Origin of the sequence: Aurantiacibacter flavus, from assembly GCF_039710615.1 — a bacterium.
Taxonomy (GTDB): Bacteria; Pseudomonadota; Alphaproteobacteria; order Sphingomonadales; family Sphingomonadaceae; genus Alteraurantiacibacter; species Alteraurantiacibacter flavus.
Genome location: NZ_JBDLBR010000003.1, coordinates 61,550 through 73,634, shown reverse-complemented (window position 1 = coordinate 73,634; position 12,085 = coordinate 61,550). Strand labels below are relative to the sequence as shown.

Below are 12,085 nucleotides of genomic sequence, written 5' to 3'. Positions count from 1 at the left end.
GGGTAAATCATGAGCGAAACCACGCTGCGCACGCTGATCGTCGATGACGAGCCGCTTGCGATCGAGCGGATGCAGGTGCTCTGCGCCGAGCTGCCGGGCATTGCCGTTGTCGGCACCGCCGCCGATGGCGAGGCGGCCCTGCGGCTGGCAGAGAAGCTCAAGCCCGATCTCCTGCTGCTCGATATGACCATGCCGGGGATGGACGGGCTGGCCGTCGCAAAAAAGGCCAGTTCAGGCGATACTCCGCCAGCAGTGATCTTCGTCACCGCGCACGACAACTTCGCGGTCGAGGCCTTCGATATCGATGCGGTCGACTATGTGCTCAAGCCGGTCGGGAAAGATCGGCTCGCCCGCGCGATCGAACGCGCGCTGGCACGGCGGAGTGATCCGGGGGAGCCCGGCGAGCCGACCTGGCTCGAAGAGCTGTGGGTGCCTGATCGCTCCGAACTGCTGCGGATCGAGGCCGCATCGGTGCATCGCATCGATGCCGAGCGCGACTATGTCCGCTTGCACACCGAGAAACGCAGTTACCTGCTGCTTCAGACCATCGCCGGTCTGGAAGAGCGGCTCGATCCGGAAAAGTTCATCCGTATCCACCGATCGACCATTCTGCGCCGCGATTTCATCAAGGGCTTGCGGCACGAGGGGCTGGGCGTGTGGTGCGCAGAGCTGGCTGATGGCGAGGTCTTGCGGATCGGTCGGACCTATCTGCGCAAGGTCAAGGCGATGGCTAAGCGCTGAGGCGCTCCACTGACCTTTCACCGGGCAATAAAAGAGCCGCCCCGGCGAGGGGCGGCTGTCGGGCGATGCGGAAGGGCGATTGAGGGGGGCAGCGCCTTCCGCACCAAGGCGGGTGGCGCCATTCAGCCGCCCAGATTGGCATCGCGCTTGATCTGCGCGAAGTGTTGGTCGAGCTGGTTTTTGGCGGTTTCGAAACATTCGCGTGCCTCGCGCGAACGCATGCGGGTGCCCGTCGTCTGGCGGTTGACCTCGCAGACTTCGCGGGCGGCATTGACGATCCGGCGGTCCAGTTCGGCCATGCCTTCGGGGGTCGAGAGATCGAGGTCGGCGTAAGTCACGCGGCTCGATCGCTGATCGTCTTCAGCGGCGGAAACGGCGGGGGCGAGCGCCAGTGCACTGGCGGCAATCGCGAGCTTGATTGTAATGGCCTGCATGATGTCTCTCCTGTCTGAACCCTTGGTCCGGGGCATTAATTCGTCGTCGGGTTGCGCCGCGGCCGTGGGACTGCGTTTGGCCGCGGCGCACGAAAAGACCTAGGCGATTCCATAGGCTTGGTCCGCTGCTGTTCGACCTGCCCACACACCGCATCGACCGGCGGCAAGCGTTGTCTACGAACAGCTGACTGTGCTCCACGAGCGTTGATTTGCGTCGATGTCGTGCAAGCGGCAAAAGGGGCGGATAATGGGAATCGCCTTTGCCTTCGTGCTCGGAATCGCCAATTTCCTCGCCCAGCGGATGGTGCTCGATAGCGGGCACCCGCTGCTGGCCGCTCTGCCTCCTTCCCGCTTCCGGCTGGCGCGCGCGGCGAGCCTCGGTCTGGAATTCGGGCTGCTGGTCGGGGTGATGCTCGCTTCGCGCGAAGGACCCGGCACCTGGCTGGCGTTCTATGCGCTGTACACGCTAGGCAACGGCAGCGCTGCATGGATGATCTGGCGCAGCGCATGACGGGAACCGGGCATTCCGGCCCGCATTTGGGAAGGTATGGCGGTGAAGCAAGGCATCTGGCTCATTCATAACGATGCAAGCGGCAGCAACGACGCTGCGGGGCTCGCGGCGGTGCGCGAACATTGTGGCGCGCGCGGCTTGCCGGTGATGTACGAGACCAGCTTTCCGCGTGACGACTTGCCGACGCCGCAGGCGCTCGATGCGGCGGGGATCGGCATTGCTGCGCTGTTCGCGGGCGATGGGACGATCAACGCCGCGCTTGATGCGCTGGCTGGCTGGGGCGGCAAAGTGCTGGTGTTGCCCGGTGGAACGATGAACCTGCTCTATCACCGCCTGTACGGCGCCCTAGACATGGTTCAAGCGATCGATGCCGTGGCCAAAGGCACGGCATCGGCCCGGCGCGCAGAAATGATAGAAAGCCCGGTCGGGCACGGTTATGCCGGTGTGCTCGTCGGCCCCGGCACTAGTTGGAACAGTGTGCGCGAGGCTATGCGCCACCGCGATCTGGCCGGTATGGCCCGCGAGGCGAGCGATGCGCTCGAACATACGCTCGAAGGCCCGCCCGTCGCTTGCGTCGAACCCGCGCTGGGCAAGGCCGGGGGCTATCCGCTGATCCAGCTCGCCCCAACGCGTGAGGGCATAGAGATCACCGCGTTCCATGCGGAAACCACGGGCGAATATGTGAAGCAGACGGTCGCCCTGCTCCAGCACGATTTCCGCGCCGGACCGCACGACGTGCTGGGCCGGGTGGACTGTGTGACCTTACGCACTATCGGTGCCGAGGATCTTGGTCTGCTGCTGGACGGCGAGCCTGTCGAAGCCAGAGGAGCGATCACATTTCGTCTCGGAAATGCCAAGGTGGATATGCTAACGACCCGGCCCGATGGCTGAGACCAAGCTTCTGTTCCACCTTTCCGATATTCACTTCGGTCTTGTCGACGAGCGCGCAATCGCATGGGTCGCGCGCGAAATCCGCGAACAGTGCCCCGATATGGTGGCGATCACCGGCGACCTCACCATGCGCGCACGCCAACGCGAGTTCGATGCCGCGACCCGCTGGATCAACAGCCTCGAAGCGCCGGTTACGGTAGATGTCGGCAACCACGACCTGCCCTACTTCAACCTCTTCGAGCGGTTTTTCGATCCCTATCGCCGCTTTCACGGGATGAAGGACCTGGTCGAGCGCGAGATTGTGGTGCCGGGGCTGGCCCTGGTTCCGCTGAACACCACGGCGCGTGCGCAGCCGCGGATCAACTGGTCGAAAGGCTGGGTGAGCAAGGGGGCACTTCGCCGCTGCCTCACTGCGATCGATGCCCTGCCCCCCGGAACGCGCGCGCTGGTCACCGTGCACCACCCGTTGCGCGAAGTGGGGACCAGCGGCACTGCGCTAACCCATGGCGGGCGGCATGCGCTCGATGAGCTGGCGAAGCGCGGGGTGCTTGCCGTGCTCAGCGGACACGTTCACGATGCCTTCGACATTATGGAGCAGACCGACCATGGCCCGGTGCGGATGATCGGCGCGGGCACCTTGTCGCAGCGGATTCGCTCGACTCCGCCCAGCTTCAACGAGCTGCACTGGGATGGCGAACAGCTCGAAGTCCGGGTGCGCAACCTCGAACACGTCGATACGCGCGAAATGCAGATCGACGATGTGCCCGAGGATGCCTTGCCGCCACGCGAACCGGGCGAGCCGGTCGCGCCGGTCGGGCGTGTTCCGCCAAGCGATCCGCCGGTTTACTGACTTGACCTGAGACAATGCCGGAGGCCGCGCGCGGTGGCAGAATCGCCGCGTCCGGACAAAGGGAACAGGCCCATGTTGAAGATTGCGCTCATCCTCCATGCTGTCATCGCTACCAGCCTGATGGGCATTGGGGTCATTGCCGTGCTGGCCATCGATATGCACGCCGGGTGGCGCGAAATCACGCTGGCGGCTGTTGCAGGCTTCGTGCTGGCGATTCCGGCGAGCTGGCTGGTCGCACGGCAGATCCACAAGCTGCGCGGCGGCAATACCTGAGCCGCAACGAAAAAGGGCGACCCCGCAGGGCCGCCCTTTCGTGTTCGGGTGAAGGCTGAAATCAGCGCTTCGAGAACTGGAAGCTCTTGCGTGCCTTGGCACGGCCATACTTCTTGCGCTCGACCACGCGGCTGTCGCGGGTGAGGAAGCCAGCAGCCTTGATCGTGCTGCGCAGGGCGGGCTCGAACTTGCTCAGCGCCTGGCTGATGCCGTGCTTCACGGCGCCCGCCTGGCCCGAGAGACCGCCGCCCGAAACGGTGGCAACCACATCGTACTGGCCTTCACGCTCCGAGATGGCGAACGGCTGGTTGATCACCAGACGCAGCGTCGGACGGGCGAAGTACACTTCCTGATCACGGCCGTTGACGGTGACCTTGCCGGTGCCCGGCTTGATCCACACACGGGCCACGGCGTCCTTGCGGCGGCCGGTGGCATAGGCACGGCCTTGCGCGTCCAGTTCCTGCTCGCGCAGCGGAGCGGTGGGAGCAGCCGGAGCCACTTCGCCAGCCTCAGCACCAGCTTCGGTGCCGGCATCGGCGACGCCACCGGTCACGTTCTTGAGGTCGGCCAGATCGTTCACCGAGTTGGTCTCGCCGCTCTTGTTTTCGTCGGTCATCAGGCGGATACCTTGTTCTTGCGGTTCATGGCAGCGACGTCGAGCACTTCGGGCTTCTGCCCGGCGTGGGGGTGCTCGGTGCCGACGTAAAGGTGCAGGTTGCTCATCTGCACGCGGCCAAGCGGGCCGCGCGGGACCATGCGCTCAACCGCCTTTTCCAGCACGCGCTCGGGGAAGCGACCGGCCAGAACCTTCTCGGCGGTGGTTTCCTTGAGCCCGCCGGGGTGGCCGGTGTGCTTGTAGTAGGTGTGCGTCTTCATCTTGTTGCCGGTGAAACGCACCTTGTCGACATTGAGCACGATCACGTGATCGCCGCAGTCGACGTGGGGGGTGTAGAACGGCTTGGTCTTGCCGCGCAGCAGGTTGGCAATGATCGAGGCGAGGCGGCCAACGACCAAACCTTCGGCATCAATCACGAGCCACTTCTTTTCAACCTCGGCCGGTTTGATCGACCGGGTGACTTTCGTCAGCGCCTTCATGGGCTATGGTATCCTTGCTATCGCCGCGGGCCCCTGGGCCGGACAGCGATGAGTGAACTGGGCCGCTTCAGCGTAAATGCAGAATCATCTGCAACCGGCCTTGCGAAGGCGCGGCATTTGTCCTGCAAAGGGCTTTAAGTCAAGCGAATGTGCGGGTTAGCATGGAGGTAAAATGATACCTCTTACCACCTTACCCCGCAGTTGACCCAAGCGCATCGCCGAGCCAGGCCAGTGTTTCCGGCGTTGTCTGATCGGCTCTCCAGCCAACAATCACCGGCGTATCGTAGCTGTGCAGCTCGTCGAGGCGCGCGATGCTAACGGCCATCTGCTCGGCGCTGGTCTTGCACAGCAGGCCATATTCCTCGCTCTCGTCGATCTTGCCCTCCCAGGCGAAGACCGAGAGCACCGGGCCGATAATGTTGACGCAAGCCACCAGCCTCTCGCCGACCAGCGCATGGGCCAGCCGGCGCGCTTCCTCACGGCTTCCGCAGGGGCACCAGACGAAGGCGAACTGTGCCGCGCCCCCGCTCATCGCCGCTGGCCGACCGCGTGAATGCCCCAGGCAGTGCTCGTCACCAGCAGCGCACCGACCGCCTGATGCGCCACTGCGATCCACAGGTCGACCCCGGTCATGACCGTGGCAATGCCGAGCAGGATCTGCACGCCCACCGCTGAATGGATCGCCACCGAGGCGCGCCGGTCGAGCGGACGCAGCCTGCGGGCGAGCACCACCAGGACCGCCAGCACGGCAAAAGCCCACCAGCGATGGAGGAAATGGAGCCAGTAGGGATCGCTGGTGAAGGCCCACAGCGCCCCGCGCGACCAGTCCGCCTCGGGCACCAGCCTCCCCTGCATCAGCGGCCAGGTGTCGGAGGCAAGGCCTGCGTTAAGTCCCGCCACCCAGGCCCCGAGCAGCAGCTGAACGAACAGCATCAGGGCCACCAGCAGGCCGAGCGAGGTAACGCGCGCCGGGCCGATGCCGCGCGGCAAGGCGCGAAGATCGCGCGCGGTCCAGATGAGGCCGGCCAGCGTGAACAGCGCGGTGAGCAAGTGGATGGAAAGCCAGAAGTGGCTGACGTCGGTCATCTCGGTATTCAGGCCCGAACGGACCATCAGCCAGCCGAACGCGCCTTGCAGCCCGCCCAGCGCCAGCAGCGCGAGCAGCCGCGGCTTGTAGCCCGCCGGGATCATCCCGCGCATCCAGAACACCAGCAGTGGCAGGGCAAAGGCCAGCCCGATCAGGCGACCCAGCAGGCGATGCGCCCACTCCCAGAAGTAGATGAACTGGTAGTCGCCCAGCGTCATCCCCGCTGGCCCCGCGACCTGCTGATATTCGCCGATTTGCTGATAGGATTCGAACTCGGCCTGCCATTGCTCCAGCGTTAGCGGGGGGATTGCACCGGTGACCGGCTTCCACTCGGTGATCGAGAGCCCGCTTTCGGTGAGCCGGGTAATCCCGCCGATCACCACCATCGCGAATACCATCATGGCCACAACCAGCAGCCAGCGCGCCAATGCCAGCGGCCTGCCGCCGCCCACGAGAGGAATGTCCTGTGCGACCATAATGGGCCGCGCTCTGTGACTTTTGCGCGGCCTTGGCAAGGGCATGAAACGAATGTTCGCACTTGCGCAATGTTATAGCGTTACATACATGGACCGGATGGAGCAGAGAATGCCCGGAGTTCGTGGTCGATTCGACCGGCTAGGCGTGGTGCTGTCTGCGCTGTGCCTGGTGCATTGCATCGCGGGCACGGTGCTGGTGGCCGGCCTCGGCCTCGGCGCGACCTTTCTGCTCGATCCCGCCATTCACCGCGTTGGCCTCGTCGTGGCGACCATTGTTGCCGGGATCGCCATTGGCATCGGCGCTGTGCGTCACCGGCGCAGGCTGCCCTTCGTAGTGGCGATGACCGGGCTCTCGTTCATGGGTGGTGCGCTCGCTGTCGGCCACGGCGCGGAAGAGGTTGTGCTGACCATGATTGGTGTCACGCTCGTGGCCATCGGCCACGTGCTGAACTTGCGCCACGCCTGAAGCGCGCTATCTGCTGGCGCATGACCAGCACAATCTCCCTTACCGTCAATGGCGAGAGCCGTCGTACCTCCTGCGCCACAATTGCAGATCTCGTGCACGAACTGGGCCTTGCGCCGGAAAAGGTCGCGGTCGAGCACAATGGCGAGATTTCGCCGCGCTCGGGTCTTGGCGAGGTGCAGCTTGGCGATGGCGACAAGCTGGAGATCGTCCACTTCGTGGGCGGCGGATCGGGTGAGGCTGACGACGATAGCTGGGAAGTGGCCGGGCATCGCTTCACCAGCCGCCTGATCGTCGGCACTGGCAAATACAAGGACTTCGCGCAGAATGCGGCGGCGGTCGCCGCTGCGGGGGCCGAGATCGTCACCGTGGCGGTGCGCCGGGTGAATATCTCCGATCCCAGCCAGCCCGTGTTGATGGACCATATCGACCCCAAGAAGGTCACCTACCTGCCCAACACCGCCGGCTGCTTCACCGCCGAGGACGCGATTCGCACGCTGCGCCTGGCGCGCGAGGCGGGCGGCTGGGAACTGGTGAAGCTTGAAGTGCTGGGCGAGGCCAAGACGCTTTATCCCAACATGAAGGAAACCCTGCGCGCGACCGAGGTGCTCGCGAACGAAGGCTTCAAGCCGATGGTCTACTGCACCGACGATCCGATTGCCGCCAAGCAGCTGGAAGAGGCGGGCGCGGTGGCGGTCATGCCACTGGGTGCGCCGATCGGCTCGGGCCTCGGCATCCAGAATCAGGTCACGATTCGCCTGATTGTCGAGGGCGCGAGCGTGCCGGTGCTGGTCGATGCGGGCGTCGGTACCGCCTCGGATGCGGCGGTGGCGATGGAGCTGGGCTGCGACGGCGTGCTGATGAACACCGCCATCGCCGAGGCGAAAGACCCGATTCGCATGGCTCGCGCCATGCGGCTGGCGGTGGAGGCAGGGCGCGATGCCTATCTCGCCGGGCGGATGGGGCGGCGGCGCTATGCCGATCCTTCCTCGCCGCTAGCTGGCCTTATCTAATTGCTGCATTAACCTTAAAATAACCGCGGCGGGCGACAGTCCGGGCAGGAATCGCAAGGACCCTGGCCTCATGTCGTACCGTTCCAGCACCGCTTCGCTTACCATTGCCGAAATGCGCGAATTCGCCGGGTTTACCGCCGATGAGCGCCAGTTTATCGAGCGTAGCCTCGACATCGCGCTGGGGCGCGGCGACGCCTTCAAGCAGTGGTGCCCCGAGGGGGGCGACGCCAGCGCGATTCGCAAGCAGTACCTTGCCTACCGTGAACTGCGCACCCTTCGCGAAGCGGCGCCTGAACTGCACGCAACGGAAGGCCTGTCGTTCTACATGGGCGCGCTGATCCGTATTGCCACGCAGGATCTGGCGCTTGAACAGCTCCAAACCTTCTCGGCTTTCCGTTTTCTCTACGAACGCCTGCTTGGTGCTTCAGCGCGGCCCTATCTTCCGGCCGTGTTCTGCGCTGCGGCGGCCCTGCCGCTGATCCGCCCCGGTATTCGCCGCGTGCTGTTGCAGAGCCTGTCGGAAACTGCCGCCACGGCGCCCGGCTGGTCCGAGCGCGAGCCGAGCTTCTTTCCCGAACGGGTTTTCAGCGACGTCGCGTAATTTGGCTCAGGCCGGTCCGTACAGCGCTTCAAGCCGATCCCCATAGGCCGCGCGGATGAAGGGGCGGCGAATCTTCAGGGTCGGCGTCATCTGGTCGTTCTCGACACTGAAGGGCGCATCGGCAAAGGCGAACTTGCGGATCTTCTCGATAACCGAGAGGTCGGCATTGGTCCGCTCGATCGCGGCTTTGATCGCGCTGCGGAAAGCGGGCGACTCGCGAAGGCTGGCAAGGTCCGCGCTCTCGCCGTTCGCCTGCGCCCAGGCCTTCATCCATTCTTCGTCGGGTACCAGCAGCGCGACCATGTAAGGCTTCTTGTCGCCCGCCACCATTGCCTGCGCGATCTCGGGTTGCAGCGTGAGCATGCCTTCGAGCTTCTGCGGCGCGACATTGTCGCCCTTGTCGTTGACGATGATGTCCTTCTTGCGGTCGGTGATCGCCAGCCGCCCGCGCTTGTCGATATGGCCGATGTCGCCCGTGTGCAGCCAGCCATCCTTCAGGGCGGCGGCAGTATCGCGCGGGTTCTGCCAATAGCCCTTCATCACCAGCTCGCCGCGCACGAGAATCTCGTTGTCCTCCGCAATGCGAACCTCGACATCGCGCAGCGGCGGGCCGACGGTGGTGAGATCGATCCCGATCGAGGGCAGGTTGACGCTGATCACCGGCGCGCTCTCGGTTTGCCCGTAGCCCTGAAGCATGGTTAACCCCATCGCCTGGAAGAACCCGCCGACCTCGGGGTTGAGCGGAGCGCCGCCAGAAACCAGTGCCTTGATCCGCCCACCAAACAGCGCGCGCACCTTGGGGCGCAAGGTTGCCGCGAGAAGGACTTCGGTCGGTTTGTCGATCAGGCCGCGGCGATTGGTGGCGACCTTAACGCCCAGCTTGAGGGCGCGTGCGAGCAGGAACCGGGCGCTGCCACTCTTCTTCTCGACCTGCTTGATGATCTTGGCCCGCAGCACCTCGAACAGGCGCGGCACTACTATCATGAAGGTAGGTTGAGCTTCCTCAAGATTGCTCGAAAGCTTGTCGAGCCCCTCGGAAAACCAGATGTCCGCACCAAGGCCAATCGGCAGATAGAACCCCGCCGTGTGCTCCATCGCGTGGCTGAGAGGGAGGAACGACAGGAACCGCTCCTGCTCCCAGCCGAACTCCTTGCTGAGCAGCTCGGCGGCGGCGTTGACGTTGTGCAGGATCGCGCCGTGGTGCAACATCACTCCGCGCGGGCTGCCGCTGGTGCCGCTGGTGTAGATGATGCAGGCCAGATCATCGCGCGTGACCGGCCCCATGCGCGCTTCGATCGCGGCGCGGGCTTCGGCATAGTCGCCGCTCACCACTTCGCCCCACTGGTGGACGTCGAAATCTCCCGCCTGCGACGAGGGAACCGGGTCCATCGCGATGACATGGCCGATCCCGCCGGTGCGGATGATGGCCGGAAACAGCGTCTTGCCCAGCTTCTCGCCCGAGACGAACACCGCGCTGGCGTTGGAATTATCGATGATGTGGCAGTGATCGAGCACCGTGTTGGTGGTGTAGGCGGGCACGGTCACGCAGCCTGCCGCCATGATCGCCAGATCGGCGATGCACCATTCGGGGCGGTTTTCGGACACGATCACCACCCGGTCGCCATTGCCGAGACCCATGTTGTGCAGCGCCTGGGCCAGCAGGCAGACCTGCCGCGCGGCCTCGGCATAGGAGATCGAGGTCCAATTGCCGTCGTGCTTGGCGGTCAGGAACGGGGCATCGCCCTGCTCGTCCGCGCGTTGCAGAAACAGGGTGACGAGATTGGGGGCGTTGGAGATATCCGTCAGTTGCACGTGCGTGCCATCCTCTCGTGCGGTTGCCTGTGCAACCTGTCATCGATCCGGACTTAGGCAACGCGCGGGCGCGCGGCAAGTTTCAGTGACTTGGCCAGGTCAGTTGCCGAGCGCCGCGCCCTCGCTGCGCGGATCGGCGGCGCCAAGCCAGCGGCCATCGACGAACTCGACCGCATTGGCCTTGAACGGCATCCCGCGCACGATCACCGTGTGACCGAGGGCCTCCAGATCATCTTGCATGGCAAGCAAGGAGGAATCGGGTTCGAGGACGATGGTATTGCCGGGCGAGAACAGGCCGGGCAGCGCGATAGCTTCCTGTGCGGTGAGGCCCCAGTCGAGCACCCCGATCAGCGCCTTGGCGGTCTGCACCGGGATCGTGGCCCCGCCTGCCGCACCGATGGCGATGCGCAGGTTGCCTTCGGGGCCATAGACCAGCGTCGGCGACATCGAGCTGCGCGGGCGCTTCGATCCCTCTACCCGATTGGCGACGGGCACGCCGTCGACCTCAGGCACCATGGTGAAATCGGTCAGCTCGTTGTTGAGGTAAAACCCGCCGAATACGAGTCCCGAGCCGAACGGCCCTTCGACGGTCGAGGTCCATGAGACGGCATCGCCTTCGTCATCGACCACGGCGAAGTGGCTGGTGCCGCTTTCGGGCCACTCTGGGCCGTCCGCCAAGGCGAGATCGGCGCCTGGCGGGGTGCCAGCCTGCGGTTCCGCAATAGTCGCGTCGGGCGAGATCAGGCGCCCGCGTTCGGTCAGGTAGGACGAATTGACGAGGCCCGCCACGGGCACATCGACGAAGTCGCTGTCTCCCAGATAAACCTCGCGGTCGGCATAGGCGAGGCGCTGGCTTTCGGCGAACAGATGCCAGGCGGTGGGCGATTCGGCTCCGAGCGCGGCAAGGTCGAACTGTTCGAGCTGCTTGAGGATCGCGAAGACCGTGGTTGCGCCCGAAGACGGCGGACCCATGCCGCAGATGCGATAGACGCGATATTGCCCGCAGACCGGATTGCGCCACTTGGCTTCGTATTCGCGCAGGTCACCGGCAACCATGGCGCCTTCGCGCGGGGTGTCGGCGGCGACATGCTCGGCCAGCTCGGCCCCGGCCGGGCCCTGATAGAGCCAGTCCGGCCCCTCGGCGGCAAGCCGTTCGAGCGTATCGGCCAGCTCTGGGTTTTTCACGAGCGTGCCGACGGGCAAAGGCTCGCCCGCCGCGTTATAGAACAGCGCCTGGCCCGCAGGCGTGCGCGCGGCGCGGTTTTTCGCCCGCTCGAGGTAGTCGCCGAACCTCTCGCTGACCACGAAGCCGTCACGGGCGAGTGCGATGGCGGGCGCGAACAGCGCCGCCCATTCGAGCTTGCCATACCGCTCGTGCGCTTGCCAGGCGAGCGCCAGATTGCCCGGAACACCCACGCTGAGCCCGCTCATCACCGCATCCATGAAGCCGATGGGTTCACCATTGCCATCGAGGAACCAGTCCGGCCCTGCCCCTGCCGGAGCCGTTTCGCGCCCGTCGAGCGTGGTCACTTCGCCTGTGAGGGTGCCGTGGACGAAGAACCCGCCCCCGCCGATGCCAGAACTCTGCGGCTCGACCACCGTCAGCGCCAGCATCACCGCGATGGCGGCGTCGGTGGCGCTGCCGCCCTGTTCGAGGATTGCCATGCCCGCCTCGCTCGCGCGTAGGTCGGCGGTGCTGACCATGCCGGTCTGCGGTGCGGCGGCTGCGGCAGGGGCTGTGGGGTCGGTCGGCGCCTCGACCACGGGCGACACCGTGGCGCAGGCGGCAAGCAGGAGCGAGAGCGCCATTGGCGCGATTGTGCGGTGCGACATGGGCC

General features: G+C 65.2%; 15 protein-coding genes. 8 read left to right on the top strand and 7 right to left on the bottom strand.

The features are described 5' to 3' along the window. The first annotated feature begins 9 nt into the window (after positions 1–9). The gene (locus tag ABDJ38_RS09355; RefSeq protein WP_346784838.1) at positions 10–741 is read left to right on the top strand and encodes a LytR/AlgR family response regulator transcription factor; all 732 of its coding nucleotides are present in this window, start codon (positions 10–12) and stop codon (positions 739–741) included. Between the two features lie 122 nt (positions 742–863). On the opposite strand, the gene ABDJ38_RS09350 is transcribed toward ABDJ38_RS09355, so the two are convergent. Then, on the bottom strand, positions 864–1,175 hold the full coding sequence (locus ABDJ38_RS09350) for a UrcA family protein (RefSeq protein WP_346784837.1): 312 nt from the start codon (positions 1,173–1,175) through the stop codon (positions 864–866). A gap of 247 nt (positions 1,176–1,422) precedes the next feature. Here ABDJ38_RS09350 and ABDJ38_RS09345 point away from each other — a divergent pair, with 247 nt between their 5' ends. The 4 genes from ABDJ38_RS09345 to ABDJ38_RS09330 all read left to right on the top strand — a co-directional run bounded on the left by ABDJ38_RS09345 (position 1,423) and on the right by ABDJ38_RS09330 (position 3,700). After that, positions 1,423–1,686 carry a hypothetical protein gene (locus ABDJ38_RS09345; protein ID WP_346784836.1) on the top strand — a complete coding sequence of 88 codons (264 nt, stop codon included), beginning with the start codon at positions 1,423–1,425 and terminating at the stop codon, positions 1,684–1,686. 42 nt (positions 1,687–1,728) lie between these two features. Beyond that, positions 1,729–2,577, top strand: a complete 849-nt coding sequence (locus tag ABDJ38_RS09340; protein ID WP_346784835.1) for a diacylglycerol/lipid kinase family protein — start codon at positions 1,729–1,731, stop codon at positions 2,575–2,577. Continuing rightward, a complete protein-coding gene (locus ABDJ38_RS09335) occupies positions 2,570–3,427 on the top strand; it encodes a metallophosphoesterase family protein (RefSeq protein ID WP_346784834.1) in 858 nt (285 codons plus the stop codon). Before ABDJ38_RS09340 ends, ABDJ38_RS09335 begins: the two co-directional genes overlap by 8 nt. Positions 3,428–3,499: 72 nt before the next feature. Then, a complete protein-coding gene (locus ABDJ38_RS09330) occupies positions 3,500–3,700 on the top strand; it encodes a hypothetical protein (RefSeq protein WP_346784833.1) in 201 nt (66 codons plus the stop codon). A 61-nt stretch (positions 3,701–3,761) separates the two neighbouring features. Here ABDJ38_RS09330 and rpsI read toward each other — a convergent pair whose 3' ends face one another. The 4 genes from rpsI to ABDJ38_RS09310 form a co-directional block, all read right to left on the bottom strand. Beyond that, positions 3,762–4,316, bottom strand: a complete 555-nt coding sequence (rpsI, locus tag ABDJ38_RS09325; RefSeq protein ID WP_346784832.1) for a 30S ribosomal protein S9 — start codon at positions 4,314–4,316, stop codon at positions 3,762–3,764. Continuing rightward, the gene (rplM, locus tag ABDJ38_RS09320) at positions 4,316–4,795 is read right to left on the bottom strand and encodes a 50S ribosomal protein L13 (RefSeq protein ID WP_346784831.1); all 480 of its coding nucleotides are present in this window, start codon (positions 4,793–4,795) and stop codon (positions 4,316–4,318) included. Before rplM ends, rpsI begins: the two co-directional genes overlap by 1 nt. A 190-nt stretch (positions 4,796–4,985) precedes the next feature. After that, positions 4,986–5,327, bottom strand: coding sequence for a divalent-cation tolerance protein CutA (gene cutA, locus ABDJ38_RS09315; RefSeq protein ID WP_346784830.1), 342 nt, complete (start codon positions 5,325–5,327; stop codon positions 4,986–4,988). Next, positions 5,324–6,358 carry a COX15/CtaA family protein gene (locus tag ABDJ38_RS09310; protein WP_346784829.1) on the bottom strand — a complete coding sequence of 345 codons (1,035 nt, stop codon included), beginning with the start codon at positions 6,356–6,358 and terminating at the stop codon, positions 5,324–5,326. The genes cutA and ABDJ38_RS09310 overlap by 4 nt, the downstream gene beginning before the upstream one ends. A gap of 109 nt (positions 6,359–6,467) precedes the next feature. Here ABDJ38_RS09310 and ABDJ38_RS09305 point away from each other — a divergent pair, with 109 nt between their 5' ends. The 3 genes from ABDJ38_RS09305 to ABDJ38_RS09295 all read left to right on the top strand — a co-directional run bounded on the left by ABDJ38_RS09305 (position 6,468) and on the right by ABDJ38_RS09295 (position 8,435). Then, on the top strand, positions 6,468–6,824 hold the full coding sequence (locus ABDJ38_RS09305) for a MerC domain-containing protein (RefSeq protein ID WP_346784828.1): 357 nt from the start codon (positions 6,468–6,470) through the stop codon (positions 6,822–6,824). Positions 6,825–6,844: 20 nt separating this feature from the next. After that, positions 6,845–7,834: a sulfur carrier protein ThiS gene (gene thiS, locus ABDJ38_RS09300; protein WP_346784827.1), complete on the top strand. Its 990-nt coding sequence runs from the start codon at positions 6,845–6,847 to the stop codon at positions 7,832–7,834. Between the two features lie 70 nt (positions 7,835–7,904). Continuing rightward, on the top strand, positions 7,905–8,435 hold the full coding sequence (locus tag ABDJ38_RS09295) for a hypothetical protein (RefSeq protein WP_346784826.1): 531 nt from the start codon (positions 7,905–7,907) through the stop codon (positions 8,433–8,435). Between the two features lie 6 nt (positions 8,436–8,441). On the opposite strand, the gene ABDJ38_RS09290 is transcribed toward ABDJ38_RS09295, so the two are convergent. After that, positions 8,442–10,247 carry an AMP-dependent synthetase/ligase gene (locus ABDJ38_RS09290; protein WP_346784825.1) on the bottom strand — a complete coding sequence of 602 codons (1,806 nt, stop codon included), beginning with the start codon at positions 10,245–10,247 and terminating at the stop codon, positions 8,442–8,444. Positions 10,248–10,346: 99 nt separating this feature from the next. Next, on the bottom strand, positions 10,347–12,080 hold the full coding sequence (gene ggt / locus ABDJ38_RS09285) for a gamma-glutamyltransferase (RefSeq protein ID WP_346784824.1): 1,734 nt from the start codon (positions 12,078–12,080) through the stop codon (positions 10,347–10,349). Positions 12,081–12,085: the final 5 nt, after the last annotated feature.